The organism is Rahnella sp. GSA61A (assembly GCF_019969905.1).
Classification (GTDB): domain Bacteria; phylum Pseudomonadota; class Gammaproteobacteria; order Enterobacterales; family Enterobacteriaceae; genus Rahnella; species Rahnella aceris.
Window position 1 is genome coordinate 23,444 of the sequence record NZ_JAHXYO010000016.1, and the last position, 22,887, is coordinate 46,330.

Here is a 22,887-nt window from a genome sequence, read left to right on the forward strand (position 1 = left end):
TCATTTTTTTCATAAAAACATAATTTAATGTAATTGATTGTTATTAAATGATTTTTATTTTTTCCTGCTATTTAATTTTTGTTTATTTACTTTCTGTTTAGCTTCGCGTGACTGGTAAATCCTTAAGGTTAAATTAAGATTAAACCGACATCATAAGATCCATAATTTCATGACGGCGTTTACTTACTGTTAAATAAATGCGGTCTACAGTCGGTATCGGTAATTACCTTTTTGGGATAGCGTAATGGAAAACTTTTTGCCTTTTTCCCGTCCGTCTATGGGCGAAGAAGAAATAGCTGCAGTGGGGCAGGTTTTACGTTCTGGCTGGATCACCACAGGGCCACAGACTCATCAGCTTGAACAGGATTTTTCTGCCACTTTCGGTTGTAAGCATGCTATCGCAGTCAGTTCTGCGACCGGCGGCATGCATGTCACCCTGATGGCGCTCGGCATCGGACCGGGCGATGAAGTGATCACGCCTTCACAGACCTGGGTTTCAACCATCAACATGATTGTCCTGCTCGGCGCAGAACCGGTGATGATTGATGTTGATCCTGACACGTTGATGGTCAGTGCCGACGCGGTTGCTGCGGCTATCACGCCAAAAACCAAAGCGATTATCCCGGTGCATTACGCCGGCGCGCCTTTAGACCTTGACCCGATTTATGCTGTTGCTAATGAACACGGTATTCCGGTCGTGGAGGATGCTGCGCACGCGGCAGGCACAAAATACCGTGAACGCTGGATTGGCGCACAGGGGACAGCAATTTTCTCGTTCCACGCGATCAAAAATATGACCTGCGCAGAAGGCGGTCTGATTGCCACCGACGATGATGCTCTGGCTGAAAAAGTACGTGCATTGAAATTCCATGGTCTGGCGGTTGATGCATTTGATCGTCAGGTGCTGGGGCGTAAACCGCAGGCTGAAGTGGTTGAGCCAGGCTTTAAATACAATCTCTCCGACATTCATGCTTCTGTGGCTGTCGTGCAGCTTAAACGTCTTGCACAAATGAATGCCCGCCGTGCGGAGCTGGCACAGCGTTATCTGGATAAATTACAGGGCTCACCTTATCTGCCAATGGCTGTACCGGCTTACCCGCACCTTCATGCGTGGCACTTATTCATGATCCGTGTGGATGAAGCGCGTTGTGGTATCAGCCGTGACGCACTGATGGAACGTCTGAAAGAGCAGGGGATCGGAACGGGTTTACATTTCCGTGCAGCTCACACCCAAAAATATTACCGCGAACGTTATCCGCATCTGAGCCTGCCAAACAGTGAATGGAATTCGGCACGTTTATGCAGTTTGCCGCTGTTCCCTGATATGCAGGACAGCGATGTGGACCGCGTTGTCGCGGCTCTTTTTTCCCTTCTGGAGGCGCAGTAGTGGCGCAATACGAACCAATCCGTAAAGTCTCGGTGGTTATCCCGGTCTACAACGAAGAAGAAAGCCTGCCGGCGTTGTTATCTCGTACGCAGGCCGCTTGTCAGCAATTAACCCAGCAATACGAAATCATTCTGGTGGATGACGGCAGTTCTGACAGCTCCGGCGACATGCTCGCTGCCGCTGCAGAACAACCGGACAGCCATGTTATTGCCGTTTTGCTCAACCGCAATTACGGCCAACATTCCGCCATTATGGCCGGTTTTAGCCATGTGACCGGTGATCTGGTCATTACGCTTGATGCTGACCTGCAAAATCCACCGGAAGAAATCCCGCGCCTGGTCGCCACTGCCGATGAAGGCTATGACGTTGTCGGCACCGTACGTGCAAATCGTCGCGATTCCTGGTTCCGTAAAACGGCATCAAAGATGATCAACATGATGATCCAACGTGCCACCGGTAAATCGATGGGTGACTACGGCTGTATGTTACGGGCTTATCGCCGTCACATTATCGAAGCTATGCTGCATTGCCATGAGCGCAGTACCTTTATTCCTATTCTGGCCAACACATTCGCACGCAGAACCATAGAAATTCCGGTTCAGCATTCTGAGCGTGAGTTTGGTGATTCCAAATACAGTCTGATGAAACTGATTAACCTGATGTATGACCTGATCACTTGTCTGACGACAACACCGCTGAGAATGCTCAGTGTTGTTGGCAGTGTGATTGCCATCTTCGGTTTCCTGCTGGCGGTATTCCTCATTTTAATGCGCCTGATCAACGGCCCTGAGTGGTCTGCGGAAGGCGTATTCACGCTATTTGCATTGTTATTTATGTTTATCGGTGCGCAGTTTGTCGGTATGGGATTACTCGGTGAATACATCGGGCGGATCTACAACGATGTTCGTGCGCGTCCCCGTTATTTTGTTCAAAAAGTCGTCGGCGTTCGTTCCGAAGACCACAGTCAGGAAGAAGAGTAATGAAAGCGATTGTATTTGCCTATCATGATATTGGTTGTGTTGGTTTACAGGCTCTGGTTGACGCGGGTTATGATGTTCAGGCAGTTTTCACCCACACTGATTCCCCGAATGAAAACCAGTTCTTTTCTTCCGTTGCCCGTCAGGGCGCTGAGCTGAACCTGCCCGTTTATGCACCGGAAGATGTTAACCATCCATTGTGGGTTGACCGCATCCGTGCTTTACAGCCCGATATCATCTTCTCTTTCTACTACCGTAATATGCTGAGCGAAGAGATTTTATCTCTGGCGCCGCAGGGTGGCTTCAATCTGCACGGTTCATTGCTGCCGCGTTACCGTGGTCGTGCACCGGTTAACTGGGCGCTCCTCAACGGTGAAACCGAAACGGGTGTCACTTTGCATAAAATGGTCAAACGACCGGATGCAGGTGATATCGTTGGTCAGCGCAAAGTGGCGATCACTGGCGATGACACGGCGCTGAAACTTCATGCCAAAGTGCGTGAGGCAGCGAAAGCATTACTGACAGATCTGTTGCCGGAAATGAAAGCGGGTAACATCACACTGACGGCGCAAGACGAATCTCAGGCCAGTTACTTTGGTCGCCGTACCGCCGCTGACGGTGAAATTCACTGGCACAAATCGGCCACTGAAATTAATAACCTGATCCGCGCGGTGACTGAACCCTATCCCGGCGCATTCTCTTATCTCGGCCAACGTAAGCTGACTATCTGGCGCGCACGTCCGCTGGCAACTCAGCACGACAAACAACCGGGCACCGTGCTTTCTTCTGATCCGCTGACCATCGCCTGTGGCGAAGGCGCGCTGGAAATTCTGGCAGGGCAGAGTGAAAACGGCCTGTATGTACAGGGTTCCCGTCTGGCACTGGAACTGGGCATTATGCCGGATATGCGTGTCGCAACGTTGCCCACGGCGGTGATGAAACGCCGTACCCGTGTTTTAATCCTCGGCGTGAATGGTTTTATCGGTAACCACCTGAGTGAGCGTTTGCTTCGCGAAGACCGCTATGAAATTTATGGCCTGGATATCAGCTCTGACGCGATCAGCCGCTTTATGGGTAATCCGCATTTCCACTTCGTGGAAGGCGATATCAGCATCCATTCAGAGTGGATCGAATATCACATCAAAAAATGCGACGTCGTTCTGCCGCTGGTGGCGATTGCAACGCCAATCGAATACACCCGTAATCCGCTGCGCGTATTCGAACTGGATTTCGAAGAAAACCTGAAAATTGTCCGCGATTGCGTTAAATACAAAAAACGCATTATCTTCCCGTCAACGTCTGAAGTTTACGGCATGTGTGATGATAAGGAATTCGACGAAGATCATTCCCGTCTGATTGTCGGCCCGATCAACAAACAGCGCTGGATTTACTCTGTTTCCAAGCAACTGCTGGACCGCGTGATCTGGGCTTACGGCGCGAAAGAAGGCCTGAAGTTCACCCTGTTCCGTCCGTTCAACTGGATGGGACCACGTCTGGATAACCTGGATGCTGCGCGTATCGGCAGTTCCCGTGCGATCACCCAACTGATTCTTAATCTGGTTGAAGGATCACCGATCAAACTGGTGGATGGCGGCGAGCAAAAGCGTTGCTTCACTGATATCAACGACGGTATTGAAGCGTTGTTCCGGATCATCGAGAACCGCGACAACTTATGTGATGGCCAGATTATTAACATCGGTAACCCGACTAACGAAGCGAGCATTCGTGAACTGGCAGAAATGCTGCTGAGCAGTTTTGAATCACATCCGTTGCGCGCGCAGTTCCCGCCGTTCGCTGGTTTCAATCTGGTGGAAAGCAGCACGTATTACGGAAAAGGCTATCAGGACGTGGAGCACCGTACGCCGAGCATCAAAAATGCCCGTCGTCTGCTTAACTGGAAACCGGAAATCGGCATGGATAAAACCGTTGCTGAAACCCTGGATTTCTTCCTGCGTTCAGTAAATCCTGACGCTGGCAAAGCCTGAAACGGTGCCCGTCATGAAGAAAGTGGGTCTGCGCATTGATGTGGATACCTGGAGTGGCACCCGCGAGGGTGTCCCTCAGCTTCTGCAAACTCTTGCAAATCATAAAATTACTGCCAGTTTCTTCTTCAGCGTTGGCCCGGATAATATGGGGCGTCATTTATGGCGCCTGCTTAAACCGCGCTTCCTGTGGAAAATGCTGCGCTCTAATGCGGCGTCTCTTTACGGCTGGGATATCTTACTGGCAGGCACCGCGTGGCCGGGTAAACTTATCGCGCGTGATCTCGGTTATCTGATGAAAGAAACTGCAAAACGCGGGCATGAAGTCGGGCTGCACGCCTGGGATCATCAGGGCTGGCAGGCAAAAGTCGGGAAATGGTCCGAGAAACAGCTGGAAGCACAAATCCGCCTGGGGCTGGATGCGCTCGAAAAAAGTTTGGGCCATGATGTCGAATGTTCGGCTGTCGCAGGCTGGCGTGCCGATGAGCGGGTTATCGAAGTCAAAGAACGTTTCCACTTTTACTACAACAGTGATTGCCGCGGAACGCGACCTTTCCTGCCGGTACTGGAAAACGGAACACTGGGCACTGTGCAGATTCCCGTGACGTTACCCACTTATGACGAAGTGGCTGGCGGCGAGATTAACGCCGATAACTTCAACGACTTTATTCTTGATGCTATTGCGAAAGATCATGGTGTACCGGTTTATACCATTCATGCCGAAGTGGAAGGCATGTCACTGGCTAAACAGTTCGATGAATTGTTAACCCGTGCGTCTGCGCAGGGGATCCAGTTTTGCGCGCTGGGTGAGTTGCTGCCGCAAGATCTCAGTACATTGCCAAGAGGCAAAGTGGTTCGCGCCAGTTTCCCGGGTCGGGAAGGCTGGTTAGGCTGTCAGCAAGAAGGTTTTTCCTGATGTCGAAAACAATTAAAGGCCTGTGGGGCACGCTGATTTTGGTGTTCTTTGCCCTAGTTTACCTTGTTCCTCTTAACACCCGTCTCTTATGGCAACCCGATGAAACCCGTTATGCAGAAATCAGCCGCGAAATGCTTCAGCGCGGCGACTGGGTTGTGCCACATCTTCTCGGGTTACGCTATTTTGAGAAACCCGTCGCGGGTTACTGGTTTAACAATATCAGCCAGATGATTTTTGGCGACAGCAACTTTGCCGTGCGTTTTGGATCGGTATTCAGCACGGCGCTTAGCGCGATTTTAGTGTTCTGGCTGGCGCATCTTATGTGGCGCAACCGCCAGACGGCTTACACTGCGGCATTGATTTATCTGTCCATGACGTTGGTTTTCGGCATCGGGACTTACAGTGTGATGGATCCGATGATCACGCTGTGGATGACGGCCGCAATGGTCGCAAGCTATTTCTGCCTGCGGGTATCGCGTACACCGCAAAAAGCCCTGAGCTGGATTGCACTCGGGCTGGCCTGTGGTATGGGTTTTATGACCAAAGGCTTTCTGGCGCTGGCGTTACCGGTTATTGCGGTTCTGCCGATTATCTGGCGCGAAAAGCGTTTCAAAACCCTGCTTGGCTGGGGGCCCCTGGCGATTGTGAGTGCGGCGGTACTGAGCCTGCCGTGGGTGCTGGCGATAGCACACCGGGAGCCGGACTTCTGGAACTACTTCTTCTGGGTTGAGCATATTCAGCGTTTTGCTGAGGCTGATGCTCAGCACAAGGCACCTTTCTGGTATTACCTGCCGGTGCTGTTTCTGGGGGCGCTGCCATGGCTCGGGTTGTTACCGGGAGCTTTGCGGGCGGGCTGGACTCAACGCGTCATGCGTCCGGAATTGTTCTTCCTGCTGAGCTGGGCAATCATGCCGCTGATTTTCTTTAGCATTGCTAAAGGTAAATTGCCGACTTACATTTTGCCGTGCTTTGCGCCGCTTGCCCTGCTGATGGCGGATTATTTAGATAAGATCCTTGAGTCAGGAAAATTACGTGCACTGAAAGCCAATGGGACCCTCAACATCGTGTTTGGTGTGTTGCTGGCCGTGGCAGTTCTGTTGATCTCCGGCATATTACCTTTCCACATCAAAGCCGTGTTCAGTCGTTCTGAGTTGCCGCATGCCCTGATCGGTATTCTGTGTTTTGCCGTGTGGGCGCTGGCTGGCGCAGTGTCGCTGACGGATTTGAAAAAGCGCTGGTATTGGGCTGCCCTTTGCCCGCTGGTGCTGGCATTGCTGGCCGGACAGGCTATTCCGAAAAAAGTGATGGATTCCAAACAGCCACAGCCCTTTTTGACGCAAAATATGGCGTTGCTGAAAGACAGTCGTTATGTGCTGACAGATAACGTCGGTGTGGCAACCGCAGTTGCGTGGACACTCAAGCGCAGCGATATTCTGATGTTTGATGAAAAGGGTGAGCTGCAATACGGTTTGAGCTATCCGGATGCCAAAGACAATTTTGTCGATGCGGCACATTTCTCACAGTGGCTGCAACAAGCGCGTCAGGCAGGAAATGTCTCTCTGATCCTCAGACTTGACCGTAATGCTGCGGTGAAATCCTCTCTGCCTCCTGCGGATCAAACGGTGCGGATCGACCGTCAGGCACTGTTATTCTACAAAAAACTGCCATGACCGGTTTCCTTCTGGTTCTTGTCGTCAGCGTTGTCACCTGTGCCGGTCAGCTTTGTCAGAAGCAGGCCGCACAGGTTGCTGCGCATGGCATGGCGAGGGTTTTACGCTGGCTCGGGCTGGCGATATTGTTGCTCGGTATCGCCATGCTGTTATGGTTACGTGTATTGCAATTATTGCCGCTGAGCCTGGCTTATCCGATGCTCAGCCTGAATTTCGTCTTGATCACGCTGTGTGCCCGCTGGTTCTTCGGTGAAGTTGTCGATGGCCGCCACTGGTGCGGCGTCGCACTGATCATGTGTGGTATTGCACTAATGAGTGTCAGCTTATGAAAGGATACCTGTGGAGTGCGGGAAGTGTTTTGCTGGTAACGGCGGCACAATTACTGATGAAATGGGGCATAGTGCAGATCCCGTTGTTTTCACTGGCCGCTATAGATACTCCCTTTATTGTTAGCCATTTACATGCCCTGATTGCCGTTTTTATGGGGCTGTGTGGCTATATATTATCGATGGGATGCTGGTTCTTTGCCTTGCGTTACCTGCCACTCAACCGGGCGTATACCTTACTGAGTCTGAGTTATGCGCTGGTGTATATTGCCGCAGTAACGCTGCCCTGGTTCAATGAAAGCATCAGCTTAAGTAAAACAATTGGCGGGTTGCTTATCCTGTCAGGTGTCTGGCTTATCCACAGTAAACCGGTAAAAAAATCCCATTGAATGATTTTTATGACGATAAAAAACATCATTAAACATTGGATGACGGATAAAATAGCGCTAAATTCTATTAGTTCTTAGATAACGGCGACTTATCCGGCGCGCGTAAACCTTCGCGTCTGGTCAGGCCGTGATGCTATTCGAGAAGGAATGCACTATGCGCTGCTCATCCGTATCCATGTATTCCCTGCTGGCCGTTGCCGCATTAATTCTTAACGGTTGCAGCAGCCACGCTCCGCCGCCAAGCGGCAGGTTTGCCGATTCTATTACTGTCGTGGCCGAGCTTAACGACCAGCTCAGCCAATGGCACGGTGCCCCGTATCGTTACGGCGGATTACAACCGAGCGGCGTTGACTGTTCTGGTTTTGTCTTCCGCACTTACCGCGATCGGTTTGGCGTCGTGCTGCCGAGAACGACCGCCGACCAGACCAAAATTGGCACCAAAGTGCCACGTGATGAATTGTTGCCCGGCGACTTAGTCTTCTTCAAAACCGGCAGCGGTGAAAATGGTTTGCATGTCGGTATTTATGATACTGCCGATCAGTTTATTCATGCCTCGACCAGCCAGGGCGTGACCCGTTCTTCACTCGACAACGTTTACTGGCGAAAAGTGTACTGGCAGGCGCGCCGTATCTGACACGGTGCCCAATCGCATTCCCCCTGATTTCACTGCGTATTTCATCCTGTTTTTTGCTGTTATTATCAAAGCAGACTCATTCAGGATGAATATGCAATGAAACCTCTCAGACTATTACTTTCCGATTCTTACGATCCCTGGTTCAATCTGGCCGTAGAAGATTGTATTTTCCGCGAGATGACCACGCAGCGTGTGTTATTCCTCTGGCGAAATTCCGAAACCGTGGTTATCGGGCAGGCGCAGAATCCGTGGAAAGAATGCAATACCCGCAGAATGGAAGAAGACGGCATTCGTCTGGCGCGGCGCAGCAGTGGCGGCGGGGCGGTTTTTCACGATCTCGGGAATACCTGCTTCACCTTCATGGCGGGTAAACCGGAATACGATAAAAGCATTTCAACCGGCATTATTCTCAACGCACTAAAAACGCTGGGTATCGATGCTACTGCCTCGGGTCGTAACGATCTGGTGGTACAGACGCCGGAAGGCGAGCGGAAAATTTCCGGTTCCGCCTATCGTGAAACAGCCGACCGCGGCTTCCATCACGGCACGTTACTGCTTAATGCCGATCTCAGCCGTCTCGCCAACTATCTCAATCCGGACGTCAAAAAGTTGCAGGCGAAAGGGATCACTTCGGTGCGTTCGAGGGTCGCGAATCTCAATGAGTTTGTGCCGGATATCAATCATGAGCAAATTTGCCAGGCCGTGATTGCGGCATTTTTCGACTGGTATGGTGGGAATGTAAAACCTGAAATCATCTCTCCGGAGGTGTTTCCTGACATTCCGGGATTCCCCGAAAGATTTGCTAAGCAAAGCAGCTGGGAATGGAATTTCGGCAAAGCACCGGCCTTCAGCCATTTACTGAACGAACGGTTTGTCTGGGGCGGGGTGGATATTCACTTTGATGTGGAGAAGGGCAACATCAGCCGTGCGCAGATTTTCACCGACAGCCTTAATCCCGCACCGTTACAGAGATTAGCCGCAGAGCTGGCAGGCACGCGCTATCACGCGCAGGACGTCGGGGAAGCCTGCCAGCGCATCATTATCCGATATCCGGCGATGCAGGCTGAACTCACTGAACTGCAAAACTGGCTGGTGCGTTGTATCCAGTAAAGTTGAGAATGCCGGAGGTCGGTGATGATGACGAATAACCTCCGGTTTATTATTACCTTAGCAAAATTACTCATCATTCTTAAAAGCCCGGTTGTGAATCCCGTCACTTGCGCAATATTCCATAAGACACTATAACCATTAGCTAAAATATTTAGTAACATGCTTTTTGGGCATTAGCACAAAACAAAGCAGGAATTCTTGTTGAAAAAGGATTGATAGCGCTCACAAGGCAAGTTGCGTGTTTTCACCTCTGGCGATAAGATTAGTCTGAAATCCCTGTGTTGACTGTTATAACCCCTAAAAAGAAGGCAATAAGGGAAAGGCGTTTTTAAAAACTTTGAATCGCAGCCGCTCGTGTGGTCGTCTCTGTACACTTACAACCGGACAGGCTCTTTATTGATATCAATTTCTCTAATATTTCGGTTTCGCCTCGGGGCTCCGGTATCTTTATGATCTGATTGATAGTCAAAAAAGTTATTAATCAATTAGTCGTGCCGTTGATGTTTTGGACAAAAATGAAAATACAATTCGATACGGCCTTTAACAGCAGCTACCTGTGCCAGCCGGTCTATACCATTGACGGGAAATTACTCGCCATAGAATTAATTTGCCGTTTTTCCAGCGCAGACAGCAAGTTAGTCATGCCCACAGAACTGGTACTGAACCTGTTAACACCGCAGCAGTTATTACGGTTTCTTAATGAGCAACAGATATGGGCGGGTGAGCATGCCCGATGGTTTAGCGATAATCAGGTTATTTTGAATATCAGTGTTGAGGAAAAACAGGTGGCCTTATTGCTGGAAGATGAAAATCTCCGCAATGCGTTCAGCATGCATACTTTCATTCATCTTAATCTGAGCGAGTCGTTTCCGCGTCTTTCCGAAGGCAAAAATAACCAGCAACTGGTTGCATTAAAACAATATTTTCCACTTTGTCTGGAAAGCTTCGGCTCAGGCACTATTAACATGGTGCCCGTTTTTGACCATCTTTTTCAGTGGGTGAAGCTCGACAAAAATCTTTTCTGGCAGCTCTGTGAGGGGGAACATTTCACTATCGTGATGCCCTCGCTGATAAGAAATGTTAACCGTTTTTGCCGTAATATTGTGGTCGACGGGCTCGACTCTCAGGACTATTTTGATGCGTTACGCAAAGTAGAAATACAAGGGGTGAAGGGTTTGCTATGGCCTGGTGTTGAGCCCGCTGAACTGGACAGCCTGCTTGTGCGGCCCACCCAATTTCACTGATCGTCGCAGGTTGTTTCACTCTCAGGATCCCGGCCAGCGCCTGCTGTGCCGGGATTTTTTATCACTCAAGGTCATAATCTCCCTGCATTCGCTCCGTGTTAATTAACGTCCCGCAGTCCTACACTATTAAAAAGGGGGATTTATGCCGCGATTTGAACATCATTATGCTGACCAGTTGCCTGACTTTTACACGCAACTGCAACCGACGCCGCTAAAAGGCGCACGGCTTCTTTATCACAGCGAACCACTGGCGCGTGAACTGGGGCTGGATGACTCGCTTTTCGATGCTCAGCATCGCGAATACTGGTGCGGTGAAAAACTCTTCCCCGGTATGCAGCCTCTGGCTCAGGTTTATAGCGGGCATCAGTTCGGCCAGTGGGCCGGACAACTGGGCGACGGACGGGGTATTTTACTGGGCGAACAGGTTTTACCTTCCGGAAAACGGTTCGACTGGCATCTGAAAGGGGCCGGGCTGACACCTTACTCACGAATGGGAGATGGTCGTGCGGTTTTGCGTTCTGTCGTGCGTGAGTTTCTCGCCTCGGAAGCGCTGCATCATTTATCGGTGCCGACAACGCGGGCGTTGACGATTGCCACCAGTGATGAGCCGGTTTTCCGCGAGCAGCCTGAGCGCGGTGCGATGCTGATCCGCGTGGCGGAAAGCCATGTTCGCTTTGGTCATTTCGAGCACTTCTACTACCGCAAACAGCCTGAACATGTCAGGCAACTGGCAGATTATGTCATCGCACATCACTGGCCCCGGTTGCTGGAAAGTGAGCCGGTTGACGCATCACGCTACCAGCAATGGTTTACCAGTGTGGTGGAACGAACCGCTGCGCTGATTGCACAATGGCAAAGTATCGGGTTTGCACACGGCGTAATGAATACCGACAATATGTCGATTCTCGGACTGACTATCGATTACGGCCCTTACGGTTTCCTCGACGATTATCAGCCGGGTTATATCTGCAACCATTCCGATCATCAGGGGCGTTACAGCTACGATAATCAGCCGGCGGTGGCTTACTGGAACCTGCATCGTCTGGCACAAACGTTATCCGGCCTGATGTCCACGGAACAGCTCCAGACCGCGCTTGGCGAGTATGAACCGGCGCTGATGAGAGCCTATGGCACGCTGATGCGCGGCAAACTCGGTTTCTTTACCGAGAATAAACAGGATAACGATCTGCTCACCGGGCTGCTAAGTCTGATGGCGAAAGAGGGGCGGGATTTCACGCAGACTTTCAGGTTGCTCAGCCAGACAGAACAACAGCAGGCCGCGTCGCCTTTACGGGATGAATTCATCGACCGTGACGCTTTTGACAGCTGGTATCAGGCTTATCGTCATCGTTTACAAACGGAAGATATTGATGATGCCACGCGGCAGGACGCCATGAAACAAAGTAATCCACGCATTATTTTGAGAAATTATCTGGCGCAGAAAGCCATCGAAAGGGCTGAAGTGGATGATATCAGTGCGCTGGAGCAACTTCACCAGGCATTGCGTGACCCTTACAGCGATGCGCCTCAGTATGATGAAATGGCGAAATTGCCACCCGACTGGGGAAAACACCTCGAAATATCTTGTTCGAGCTGAGATAAAAAATGCCACATCTGAATGTGGCATTTTTATTGAACCGTCTCTACTGGCGTAAGAAAACTTGCGGCAATGCGGTTTCCGGATGCGGGCAGACGTTCAAATCGGCCTGATACCAGCGGCTCAGTATGGCTTCGCTCAGTACGTCAACGGGCGTCCCGCTGGCGACCACTTTTCCGCCGTGCAATAAAATAATCCGGTCGGCATACAACGCCGCAAGATTGAGATCATGCAGCACGCAACATACCGCCAGCGGCGTTTGCCTGGTTAGCTGTCGCAGCAAACGCAACGCGTGTTGCTGATGATATAAATCCAGCGCCGATGTAGGTTCATCGAGAAACAACCAGCGTGAGGAAGGGTCGGGTTGCCAGAGCTGGATCAGTACCCGCGCCAGTTGAACCCGCTGCTGTTCGCCCCCCGATAAATGGCGATAATCTCTTTCTGCCAGATTCAGACAATCGGTTTGCGTCATGACTTCAGTCAGTGCCCGTTGCATATTTTGCTGACCGTGCGGTGAACGCCCGAGTGTCAGTACTTCCCGCACGCTAAAGCCAAACGCCAATGTACTGTTCTGACGCATAACTGCCCGGGTGCGCGCCAGTTCCTGTGCCGGCCAGTCATTGAGTTGTCTTCCCTGAAGCGAAATCTGCCCCGATTGTGGCATCAGGTAGCCGGTCAGCATACGCATCAGTGTTGATTTTCCGGCACCGTTTGGCCCAATCAACGCCACCATCTCTCCGCTTTGCAAGCTGAGTGAAACATCGTCAATTAACCGGCGGCTATTGACGGAATACGTCAGATTTTCTGCAACCATTGATGAAGTAAAGTCAGACATTACGCGGAACTCCCGGGCGCAGGATCAGCCATAAGAAATACGGCCCGCCAATCAGGCTGGTGAGCAATCCCACCGGCATTTCTGCCGGAGCAACCAGTGTGCGAGCCAGCGTGTCAGCGAGCAAAAGCAGGCAGGCACCGGCTATGGCCGATCCCGGTAATAGCCAGCGGTGGTCTGCGCCAATACGCATCCGCAACAGGTGCGGGATCACCAGACCGATAAAACCGATCACACCAGAAACCGCGACAGCAGCCCCGACCAGCAGGGCGCTCAGCAGCAATAATTGCAACTGCGTGCGGCGGACATTCACACCGAGATAGTGCGCGTCTTCTTCACCTAATTGCAGGATATTCAGGCGCCGCGCCATGAACAGGGCAGCAACACAGGCTGGCAGGATCAGCGAAGAGGCCACAGCCAGTGTCGGCCATTGCGCCTGCCCGAGACTGCCCATGCTCCACAAAGAGAACTGGCGTAACTGCTGGTCATCACTGACGTAGGTCAGCACGCCGACAGCGGCACCGCACAGTGCATTGATGGCAATACCGGCAAGCAGTAAGCGCGATAACCCACCATGGCCGAAACGACTCAGTGTAAAGACGATGGCTGAAATGGCCAGACTGCCAGCAAATGCGCTGATCATATGGCTGTACAGGGCCAGCAAGGGTGGCAATGCCAGTGGCATCACTATAGTCAGGGCAACCGCAAGCGCCGCGCCGCTGCTGATCCCAAGCAGGCCGGGATCAGCCAGCGGGTTGCGAAACAATCCCTGCATAACCGCACCGGAACTGGCCAGCGCGCAACCGACTACCACCGCCAGCAGCACGCGGGGAAGGCGGATTGTCAGCCAGACCTGCCATAAACTATCGCCAAATGGACGTGCGAGTAACGTCCTTAACGACAGTGACATCGCGCCGGTATTCGCGGCCATCACGGCCAGCACCAGCAGAGCGCCGCCAAGGCCAATCATCGCCCAAACTGGCGAACGGCGACCTGACGGCACCGGAGGGCTCATGCTACTCATTTTGCTTGTTCCGCAGCCTGACGAAGTTGTGCCATCACCGCAGGTGTTTGCAAACCAAAGCCCAGCAGGGACATATCATCGATGACCAGCACACGCTTATTTTTGCCCGCAGGCGTCATAGCAACACCCGGCAGTTTCCACACCTGATCCATTCCACCCAGGGTTTTAACTCCGTCAGCGGTCAGTAGCAGGATATCCGGCGCACCGGCAATCACCCCTTCCTGTGACAGCGGACGGTAACGACTGAATCCCTGCATGGCATTTTTCGCCCCGACAGACGTAATCATCGCATCTGCCGCAGTATTCTGACCTGCTGCCATAGATGACATGCCACCGTGGCTCATCACAAACAACATTTTTACCGGCAGGGCATCGTGTTGAATAGCAGAAATCTGCGAACGATAGGTCGCGATCAGTTTTTCACCTTCCGCCTGACGGTTCAGCGCTGCGGCAATTACTTCGATTTTATCCGGGACGATGTCCGCAGAAGGTTTCCCCGGCACACGAACCACTTTTACGCCGTTCTGCTCAAGCTGTTTTAACACCAGTGAGGGTTCTGCCAGTTCGCTGCTCAGCACCAGCGACGGGTGCATAGACAAAATCCCTTCAGTATTGAGCTGGCGCATATAACCGACGTCCGGCAGGGCCAGTACTGCCTGCGGACGCAAGCTGGTACTGTCGCGGGCGACCACTTCGTTGCCCGCACCGAGTGCGTAAACAATTTCGGTAACGTCACCGCCAATACTGACAAGCTTTTCAGCGGCATACAGCATCGGGGTCGCCAGCAATGCTGTAATAGCGGCCACCATTTTCAAGGTTTTGTTCATGCTGCAACACCTTCATTGCTAAGTTGCGCCAGTTGTTCCCGCCACTGAGTTTGTTCAGGATTGCCTTCGTTACGCTGACCGTAAAGTTGCGCGATCTGCGTACCATCAGCGGCAAATAACTCCAGGCTGGTCACGAAACCGTCTTTGGTCGGCTTACGGGTGATCCAGCTTTCCGCGATAGCACTTTCCACCAGATGCAGGGTGAACTGTTTGTTGAAGACGTTAATCCATTCACCGTGCGGCATGACCTTTTCAATCGGACCGGTGAAAATTTGCACGCAACCCCGGTTGCCTACAAAAATCATGATTTCGTTTTGGTCATCTTTGGCGATATTCAGTAAACGCGTCAGCGAGCCGTTATCGACGCGCCATGCCAGATCATCCCCGACAGCTTTAAACGCTTGCTGGCGGGTGACATCGTGACGTTTCAGCAACTGGAAGAACTGGTGAACGTCGGTCATTGCACGCCATTCAGCATCGAGAGTGCTGGTGTCGGCGGCTGTAGTCGGAGCCGGAACTTCAGGGGCGACTTCAATTTGCAGCGGAGGATTGACGTCACTTTTGTACTGCGCAATCAGCGCGTCCCATGCTGCCATGTCAGTTTCATCGGTGTTATACACTTTATGAACGGCATCACCGTGCGCATCGAAGAACTGAATGCTGTGGCGAACGCCGCGGGCCGTGGTTTCTGACAGGCTGAAAATGTGCAGCCAGTGTTGCAGGAACAAACGCAGGTCCAGCGCGCGTGGATTAAGGATCAGACCGGCGTGACCGCTGAGATGCTGATTCTCATAGCGACCTTCCTGCTCGTGTACGGCAAAGTTGTTACGGGTGATTGACTTGGTGCCACCGACATTCTCCAGAGCAGCCAGCAAGCTACGGGCATCAACATCCAGACGCGCAGCATCATGGGAAACACGTAAAGCCGTTAACTCAGCTTCGCTTATCCGTAAAATTCCCGCCAGATCGCGGGCATATTTACCGGGATTAGCTTCTTTTGCCTGTAAATAGTCCTGATAGTGAACTGAATGCATTGCTGTTTCCTCGTTGTCTAAAGTCACCCGCTCTTTGGCGGATAAAGCTTGCGATGTTATGTGAATGATTTGTAAAAATATTTATGGCAAGAGTACGTTTAATATACGCGTGGTAATAGGAATTAATATCAATTTGATAATCATTATCAAATCATTACCTAAACACATCAAGAAGATTTTTGTCGCTGGAATGTAATTCTGTGGCGTTAACCCCTTAATTTAAGAGGGGAAGCAGGAGGGGATGCGCGGAGAAGCATCAGAACAGACAGAGGGTTACACGCCCCCAGGCCTGCTACTGACACAAAAAAGGGCAACCAAAGTTGCCCTTAAGAAGGTTACAGCAAAGTGATCAGAACCGGCTGTTTGTTGCCTGCGCAAGCATTGAGAGTAATGTCTCGGTGTCTTCCCAACTCAGACATGGGTCGGTAATCGATTTGCCGTAAATCAGAGGTTTGCCGTGAACGATGGGCTGTGTGCCTTCAACCAGGAAACTTTCCGCCATGATGCCCGCAATGGCAGTTGAACCGCTGATGATTTGCTGGCAAATATCTTCTGCTACCTCAAGCTGACGACGGTGCTGTTTCTGGCAGTTGCCATGACTGAAATCGACCACCAGCCGCTGCGGCAAATCGAATTCCGCCAGATTCAGGCAGGCTTGTTCGAGGTCATCCGCATGATAATTCGGTTTTTTACCTCCACGCATAATCACATGGCCGTAAGGGTTGCCGGCGGTACGGTAAATGGTCATCTGACCCTTTTTGTCCGGTGACAGGAACATATGACTGGTGCGCGACGAACGGATAGCATCGATGGCGATGCGGGTATTTCCGTCAGTGCCATTTTTAAAACCAACAGGGCAGGAAAGTGCCGAGGCCATTTCGCGGTGGATCTGACTTTCGGTGGTGCGAGCGCCGATGGCACCCCAGCTGATCAAGTCGGCAATATATTGTCCGATCACCATATCAAGGAATTCGGTCGCTGTCGGGATGCCTAGTTGGTTGACGGTCAGTAATACCTTACGTGCCAGCTCAATACCGTCATTCACACGGCAGGAACCGTTCAGTTCAGGGTCTGAAATCAGGCCTTTCCAGCCGACAACGGTACGTGGCTTTTCAAAGTACGTACGCATGACGATTTCCAGGCGATCCTGATACTTTTCACGCAATACGCTGAGCTTGCCCGCGTAATCAATAGCCGCTTCTATATCGTGGATTGAGCAGGGGCCGACAACGACCAGCAATCGCTGATCTTCACCGCTGATAATCTTTTCAATTCGTTTACGTGATTCCATCACGTGTTGTGCGACCGACGGGGAAATTGGCAGTTTGTCTGCCAGTGCCTGAGGCGTAATCAGGCTGTCGATGCGCGTCGTACGCAGTTCATCTGTTTGTGACATCGTGTTCTCGAAAAATTTGTTTCTTCGCTGCGGCAGGAATACCGGGAAGTGATGCCGATCACAATAACGCAAAACCCGATGAATTCAACCATTGGCGGCAGGATATGCCATCTACATCAGTAAAAGGATTCAGAACATCCGGCGACTCATGCCGAAGCTGTCCATGATCTTCGCCGAAATCTCCTCAACAGAATAATTTGTACTGTTGAGGTAACGGATCTGATTTTTGCGGAATAAGGCTTCTACCTCAGAGACTTCCATCCGGCACTGGCGCAAAGATGCATAGCGGCTGTTTTCAACGCGTTCCTGGCGAATTGCCGTCAGTCGTTCCGGGTCAATCGTCAGGCCAAATAGCTTATGCATATGCGGTTTTAACGCGGCAGGTAACTGGATATTGTCCATATCGTCGGCGGTAAATGGGTAGTTAGCCGCGCGGATACCAAACTGTAATGCCAGATAAAGGCTGGTCGGCGTTTTACCGCAACGCGAGACCCCCAGTAAAATCACCTGCGCCTGATCGAGGTTGCGCAGGGAAATCCCGTCGTCGTGGGCCAGCGTGTAATCAATCGCGGCAATGCGCGCATCGTATTTGCTGATGTTGCTGGCTGTCAGGCCATGCGTCCGGTTGGCAATTGGGGTAGGATCTACGCCCAGCTCATTCTGTAAGGGGGCGACCAGCGACTGAACAATATCCTGACAGAAACCTTCACTGTTTTTAATGATGTCGCGGATGTTGGGTGAAATGATGGAATAAAACACCAGTGGGCGGGCACCGGTTTTCTCAAAAATTTCATTAATTTGCCGGCAGACAGCTTTGGCGCGCTCTTCACTTTCAACAAAGGGGAGTGAATAGGTTGTGGCATTTACCGGAAATTGTGAAAGCACAGCATGGCCTAAAACTTCTGCTGTAATCGCGGTACCGTCCGAAATGTAAAACACGCATCTGTCCACAAACTGCTCCTGAGTTATCGCACTTCATTTATCTTCAACTTATCGCTTATTTAGTAATAACCAGAATTTCAGGAAATAAAAAGCGTATTCGTTCCAGCCAGCAATGTTCTGCTCATTGCTGCGAGACAGTGCGCAAAATGACTGTAATAAATGAAATGGTATTTTAAATTTTCCACGATTTCTCGCAGCTTTTTGATTTGCTTCAGCAGAGCTTCAGCAGCTCTGTTAGCATTAATTTAGTTTCGAAACTAAAGGCAACTTCTCCATGATTCATAAGGAATATTGTTGATTTCCATCGCGTGAGTAATTTTGCTGCTGTGGAATTTTCCTAAACAAAAATAGTTTGATTTGCTGGATCGATTCACCTGTCCATCTCTTATGGATCATTATGCTAATCTCAAAATGACAGCGTTGTTAAATGACAGAAAAAGCGTCGCTGACAATGACTAGACAACCGGTTTGCACGCCTACTGACTTTTACTGTAAATAAATAAGAAAGGATTGTTTCATGGCTCATCTCGATCCCGATTTACGCAATGTTATCTGGTACAACCAACTGGGTATGAAGGACGTTGATAAAGTCGGGGGCAAGAACGCATCCCTCGGGGAAATGATCACCAATTTGTCTGATCTGGGTGTTTCAGTTCCAAATGGTTTTGCAACGACTTCTCAGGCATTCAATGATTTTCTCGATCAGAGCGGTGTCAACCACCGTATTCATGAGTTGCTGGATAAAACGGATGTTGACGATATCGGGCAATTAACTCAGGCGGGCATGCAAATCCGCGAGTGGATCATTGAGACGCCATTCCAGCCTGAACTTGAGAAATCCATCCGCGAGGCCTATCAGCAGCTTTCCGACGGTGAGCCTGATGCGTCATTCGCTGTGCGTTCTTCCGCAACTGCCGAAGACATGCCGGACGCATCATTTGCCGGACAGCAGGAAACCTTCCTGAATGTTCAGGGATTTGATGCTGTACTGACCGCCGTGAAACATGTTTACGCTTCCTTATTTAATGACCGTGCCATTTCTTATCGTGTGCATCAGGGCTACGACCATCGTGGCGTGGCGCTGTCTGCTGGTGTGCAGCGCATGGTGCGTTCTGATCTCGCTTCTGCAGGCGTGATGTTCACCATTGATACCGAGTCGGGTTTTGATCAGGTGGTCTTTATCACCTCGGCTTATGGTCTGGGTGAAATGGTCGTTCAGGGTGCGGTTAACCCTGATGAGTTTTACGTACATAAACCTACGCTGGAAAAGAATAAGCCTTCTATTGTCCGCCGTACGATGGGCTCGAAGAAAATTCGCATGGTATATGCTCCGAGCCAGGAACATGGCAAACAGGTTCAGATTGAAGATGTGCCGGCTGAACAGAGCACCCGTTTCTCCCTGACGGACGACGAAGTGCAGGCACTGGCACGTCAGGCATTATTGATTGAAAAACACTATGGTCGTCCGATGGATATCGAATGGGCGAAAGATGGCCATAACGGCAACCTTTATATCGTGCAGGCACGTCCGGAGACAGTTCGTTCAAACGGTCAGGTGATGGAACGCTATCAGCTAAATGGCAGCAGTAAAGTGTTGGTTGAAGGCCGCGCTATCGGCCATCGCATTGGGGCCGGGCCGGTAAAAATCATTCATAGTATCAGCGAAATGCACCACGTTAAGGCAGGTGATATTCTGGTAACTGACATGACGGACCCTGACTGGGAGCCGATCATGAAAAAGGCATCGGCGATTGTCACCAACCGCGGCGGGCGTACCTGTCACGCAGCCATCATTGCGCGTGAATTGGGTATTCCTGCGGTAGTCGGTTGTGGTGATGCCACTGAAAAACTGACAGAAAACCAGAAAGTGACGGTTTCCTGTTCTGAAGGCGATACCGGTTACGTCTATCAGGATGAGCTGGACTTCACCGTGCAGAGCTCTGAAATTGATGAGCTGCCAAAATTACCGCTGAAGATCATGATGAATATCGGTAACCCTGACCGCGCATTCGACTTTGCCTGTCTGCCGAATGAAGGTGTCGGGCTGGCGCGTTTAGAATTCATTATTAACCGTATGATTGGTGTTCATCCCAAAGCATTACTGGAGTTTGATCAGCAGCCGGCGGAGTTGCAGGAAACCATCAATAAGATGATCCAGGGCTATGACAGCCCGCGTGAATATTATGTGGCTCGTCTGACGGAAGGGATCGCGACGCTCGGCGCTGCATTCTGGCCGAAACGGGTGATTGTGCGTTTGTCCGATTTTAAATCGAATGAATACGCCAATCTGGTCGGCGGCGAAAAATACGAGCCTCACGAAGAAAACCCGATGCTGGGCTTCCGTGGTGCGGGTCGTTATGTCTCTGACAGCTTCCGGGATTGTTTCGCGCTGGAATGTGAGGCCATGAAGCGCGTGCGCAATGATATGGGGCTGACTAACGTTGAAGTGATGATCCCGTTTGTTCGTACCGTGGCACAGGCTGAAGCTGTCGTTAAAGAGCTGGCGAGTCAGGGGCTGAAACGGGGCGAAAATGGCCTGAAAGTGATTATGATGTGTGAAATACCGTCAAATGCATTGCTTGCAGATCAGTTCCTTGAGCACTTCGACGGATTCTCTATTGGGTCTAATGACATGACGCAGCTTGCGCTGGGGCTGGATCGTGATTCCGGCGTGGTTTCTGAACTCTTTGATGAACGAAACGAAGCCGTTAAAGCCCTTTTGTCGATGGCAATCAAAGCCGCTAAGAAGCAGGGGAAATATGTCGGTATTTGCGGGCAGGGGCCATCAGATCATCAGGACTTCGCGCAATGGCTGATGGAAGAAGGAATCGACAGTTTGTCACTCAACCCGGATACCGTTGTCCAGACCTGGTTAGCGTTAGCTGAAAAGTAAATAAATGACTAATGACTGACGCTAAGGCTGTCACTTTCGGGTGGCGGCCTTTTTCTTTTTTACCGGGATGGAAGTTACGGGAATAAAAATAACGGTTAGCGGGTTACGGAATAAATAGAACGGTGAGGAAAAGAAATAAAAAAAAAAGCCCGTCATAGCAGACAGGCAAAGACTACACACAGCAATTTGGGGTATACCAGCTCAGGGGGAAGCTTGTATATAAATCAGTGGGTTGAAATCCGAACTGTTAATAATACTAAGTTTCTCAAGGTATTTAGTCTGTAAGAATTCTCCTAATAGATATTATTCTCATGCTAATTGATGAGAAGAAGTGTTTTTAGTGTGAGTCATTCAGGAAGGAAGCAGGAATAAAAAAAGCGCTGCCCGGTTGAATTATCAGGGGCAGCGCCGGTGGTCAGTTAAAACGCAACGAAATTATTCATCCAGCGCTTTTAGTGCTTCTTCAGGTTCCATGTCAGGCTCAGGAGCCTCATTGACCCAAAGCGAAATCAGACGATATGAGACAGCCAGCACGACCGGTCCGATAAACAGGCCAATCATGCCAAAAGCAAATAAACCACCAATAACACCGGACAAGATAAGCAGCATCGGTAAATCCGCACCCATGCGGATAAGAACCGGGCGAAGCACGTTATCCAGGGAACCAACCACGCAACTCCATACCAGCAGAACGGTGCCCCAGGTATTGTCGCCGGACCAGTACAGCCAGATGATGGCCGGTATCAGAACCAGTAACGGACCGATTTGCGCGACGCAGCACACGAACATCACGACGGTCAGCACGGTGGCATAAGGAATGCCAGCGATGGCCAGTCCGATCCCACCCAGAACTGACTGAACAATGGCGGTAACAACGACACCTAACGCCACGGCACGGATTGCCTGACCGGCAAGAATAACGGCTGCATCACCACGTTCTGCTGCCAGTCGCACCGCGAAATGGCGGATACCCATGGCAACATTTTCTCCACGGCTATAAAGCAGGGCACTGAACAATAACATCAGCGCACAGTGGACAATGAAACGGCCCAGATGACCTGCCTGCGTCACAAACCAGGCTGCTGTTTGTCCGACGTAGGGCTGCACTTTGCTCATCAGCGCGTTCCCGCCGCCATTGATCAGGGCATGCCAGCCGTTGTAAAGCTTATTACCCACCAGCGGGATCGCGTTCAGCCACTGAAAATCAGGCATATGTAACGATGAAGGATGGCTCGCAATTTCGACCAGCGGCGCACCATTTTCCACGGCGCTGCTGACCAGCAAGGCGATAGGCAAGACGAATAATAAGATCAACAACAGCGTCATGATAATGACGGCCAGAAAACGGCGTCCCCAGAGAAGGCGCTGGAGCTTGATCATTAATGGCCATGTGGCAATGACTACCATCCCGGCCCAGACAAACCCGAGAATAAAGGGCTGTACAATCCAGATGCTGGCAACGGTCATCAGGGCAATAAATAGCACCCCAAACATAATCTGGGGCAAGTCATAACGTTTAATTGGGAGATTCATTCATGTTTCTCAATGTGATAAACGAAGTAAGGCACAAACCCTGTGCCTCCAAGCACTATATTCATAAACAGGGGGCTAAAAATAAGCATGGAACATACGACGGCTTTTGGATAGCCCGCCACATAATTAGTTGCAAGGCGTTGTTGCCGTACGTGCTTTTTGCGGTACGTCATG

At 50.9% G+C, this 22,887-nt stretch carries 19 protein-coding genes and 1 other RNA gene; 12 read left to right on the plus strand and 8 right to left on the minus strand.

What is annotated here, in order from left to right; all coding sequences use genetic code 11:
• Positions 1-244 precede the first annotated feature (244 nt).
• From arnB to LC431_RS18780, 11 genes are all read left to right on the plus strand, one after another.
• The gene (gene arnB / locus LC431_RS18730; protein ID WP_013576125.1) at positions 245-1,387 is read left to right on the plus strand and encodes a UDP-4-amino-4-deoxy-L-arabinose aminotransferase; all 1,143 of its coding nucleotides are present in this window, start codon (positions 245-247) and stop codon (positions 1,385-1,387) included.
• Positions 1,387-2,367, plus strand: a complete 981-nt coding sequence (gene arnC / locus LC431_RS18735) for an undecaprenyl-phosphate 4-deoxy-4-formamido-L-arabinose transferase (RefSeq protein ID WP_013576124.1) — start codon at positions 1,387-1,389, stop codon at positions 2,365-2,367. The genes arnB and arnC overlap by 1 nt, the downstream gene beginning before the upstream one ends.
• Positions 2,367-4,349: a bifunctional UDP-4-amino-4-deoxy-L-arabinose formyltransferase/UDP-glucuronic acid oxidase ArnA gene (gene arnA, locus LC431_RS18740; protein WP_112197123.1), complete on the plus strand. Its 1,983-nt coding sequence runs from the start codon at positions 2,367-2,369 to the stop codon at positions 4,347-4,349. The genes arnC and arnA overlap by 1 nt, the downstream gene beginning before the upstream one ends.
• A 13-nt stretch (positions 4,350-4,362) precedes the next feature.
• Positions 4,363-5,262 carry a 4-deoxy-4-formamido-L-arabinose-phosphoundecaprenol deformylase gene (gene arnD, locus LC431_RS18745; protein WP_013576122.1) on the plus strand — a complete coding sequence of 300 codons (900 nt, stop codon included), beginning with the start codon at positions 4,363-4,365 and terminating at the stop codon, positions 5,260-5,262.
• Positions 5,262-6,932, plus strand: a complete 1,671-nt coding sequence (gene arnT, locus LC431_RS18750; RefSeq protein WP_013576121.1) for a lipid IV(A) 4-amino-4-deoxy-L-arabinosyltransferase — start codon at positions 5,262-5,264, stop codon at positions 6,930-6,932. Before arnD ends, arnT begins: the two co-directional genes overlap by 1 nt.
• Positions 6,929-7,261: a 4-amino-4-deoxy-L-arabinose-phosphoundecaprenol flippase subunit ArnE gene (gene arnE / locus LC431_RS18755; protein ID WP_013576120.1), complete on the plus strand. Its 333-nt coding sequence runs from the start codon at positions 6,929-6,931 to the stop codon at positions 7,259-7,261. Before arnT ends, arnE begins: the two co-directional genes overlap by 4 nt.
• Complete coding sequence (gene arnF, locus LC431_RS18760) at positions 7,258-7,647, plus strand: 4-amino-4-deoxy-L-arabinose-phosphoundecaprenol flippase subunit ArnF (protein WP_013576119.1); 390 nt, start codon at positions 7,258-7,260, stop codon at positions 7,645-7,647. Before arnE ends, arnF begins: the two co-directional genes overlap by 4 nt.
• Positions 7,648-7,801: 154 nt before the next feature.
• On the plus strand, positions 7,802-8,281 hold the full coding sequence (locus LC431_RS18765) for an NlpC/P60 family protein (RefSeq protein ID WP_013576118.1): 480 nt from the start codon (positions 7,802-7,804) through the stop codon (positions 8,279-8,281).
• A 96-nt stretch (positions 8,282-8,377) separates the two neighbouring features.
• Positions 8,378-9,391, plus strand: a complete 1,014-nt coding sequence (locus LC431_RS18770) for a lipoate--protein ligase A (protein ID WP_223510160.1) — start codon at positions 8,378-8,380, stop codon at positions 9,389-9,391.
• Between the two features lie 515 nt (positions 9,392-9,906).
• A complete protein-coding gene (locus LC431_RS18775; protein WP_112197135.1) occupies positions 9,907-10,635 on the plus strand; it encodes an EAL domain-containing protein in 729 nt (242 codons plus the stop codon).
• A gap of 142 nt (positions 10,636-10,777) precedes the next feature.
• Positions 10,778-12,232 (plus strand): YdiU family protein, encoded by a 1,455-nt coding sequence (locus tag LC431_RS18780; RefSeq protein WP_223510161.1) that lies wholly within the window; start codon positions 10,778-10,780, stop codon positions 12,230-12,232.
• A 46-nt stretch (positions 12,233-12,278) separates the two neighbouring features.
• Here LC431_RS18780 and LC431_RS18785 read toward each other — a convergent pair whose 3' ends face one another.
• From LC431_RS18785 to LC431_RS18810, 6 genes are all read right to left on the minus strand, one after another.
• The gene (locus tag LC431_RS18785; protein WP_223510162.1) at positions 12,279-13,067 is read right to left on the minus strand and encodes a heme ABC transporter ATP-binding protein; all 789 of its coding nucleotides are present in this window, start codon (positions 13,065-13,067) and stop codon (positions 12,279-12,281) included.
• On the minus strand, positions 13,060-14,088 hold the full coding sequence (locus LC431_RS18790; RefSeq protein WP_370633893.1) for a FecCD family ABC transporter permease: 1,029 nt from the start codon (positions 14,086-14,088) through the stop codon (positions 13,060-13,062). Before LC431_RS18790 ends, LC431_RS18785 begins: the two co-directional genes overlap by 8 nt.
• Positions 14,085-14,915 carry a hemin ABC transporter substrate-binding protein gene (locus LC431_RS18795; protein WP_112152174.1) on the minus strand — a complete coding sequence of 277 codons (831 nt, stop codon included), beginning with the start codon at positions 14,913-14,915 and terminating at the stop codon, positions 14,085-14,087. Before LC431_RS18795 ends, LC431_RS18790 begins: the two co-directional genes overlap by 4 nt.
• Positions 14,912-15,949 carry a hemin-degrading factor gene (locus tag LC431_RS18800; RefSeq protein ID WP_013576110.1) on the minus strand — a complete coding sequence of 346 codons (1,038 nt, stop codon included), beginning with the start codon at positions 15,947-15,949 and terminating at the stop codon, positions 14,912-14,914. The genes LC431_RS18795 and LC431_RS18800 overlap by 4 nt, the downstream gene beginning before the upstream one ends.
• 349 nt (positions 15,950-16,298) lie before the next feature.
• On the minus strand, positions 16,299-17,345 hold the full coding sequence (locus LC431_RS18805; RefSeq protein ID WP_013576109.1) for a 3-deoxy-7-phosphoheptulonate synthase: 1,047 nt from the start codon (positions 17,343-17,345) through the stop codon (positions 16,299-16,301).
• A gap of 129 nt (positions 17,346-17,474) precedes the next feature.
• Entirely contained in the window at positions 17,475-18,296 is an 822-nt protein-coding gene (locus LC431_RS18810; RefSeq protein WP_013576108.1) for a pyruvate, water dikinase regulatory protein, read from the minus strand.
• Positions 18,297-18,804: 508 nt separating this feature from the next.
• On the opposite strand from LC431_RS18810, the gene ppsA reads away from it, so the two are divergent.
• On the plus strand, positions 18,805-21,180 hold the full coding sequence (gene ppsA, locus LC431_RS18815; RefSeq protein WP_153376259.1) for a phosphoenolpyruvate synthase: 2,376 nt from the start codon (positions 18,805-18,807) through the stop codon (positions 21,178-21,180).
• A 137-nt stretch (positions 21,181-21,317) separates the two neighbouring features.
• Here the strand turns inward: ppsA and rprA are convergent.
• Positions 21,318-21,428: antisense sRNA RprA (gene rprA / locus LC431_RS18820), an RNA gene on the minus strand.
• Positions 21,429-21,615: 187 nt separating this feature from the next.
• Positions 21,616-22,713 (minus strand): AI-2E family transporter YdiK, encoded by a 1,098-nt coding sequence (ydiK, locus tag LC431_RS18825; protein WP_013576106.1) that lies wholly within the window; start codon positions 22,711-22,713, stop codon positions 21,616-21,618.
• Positions 22,714-22,887: the final 174 nt, after the last annotated feature.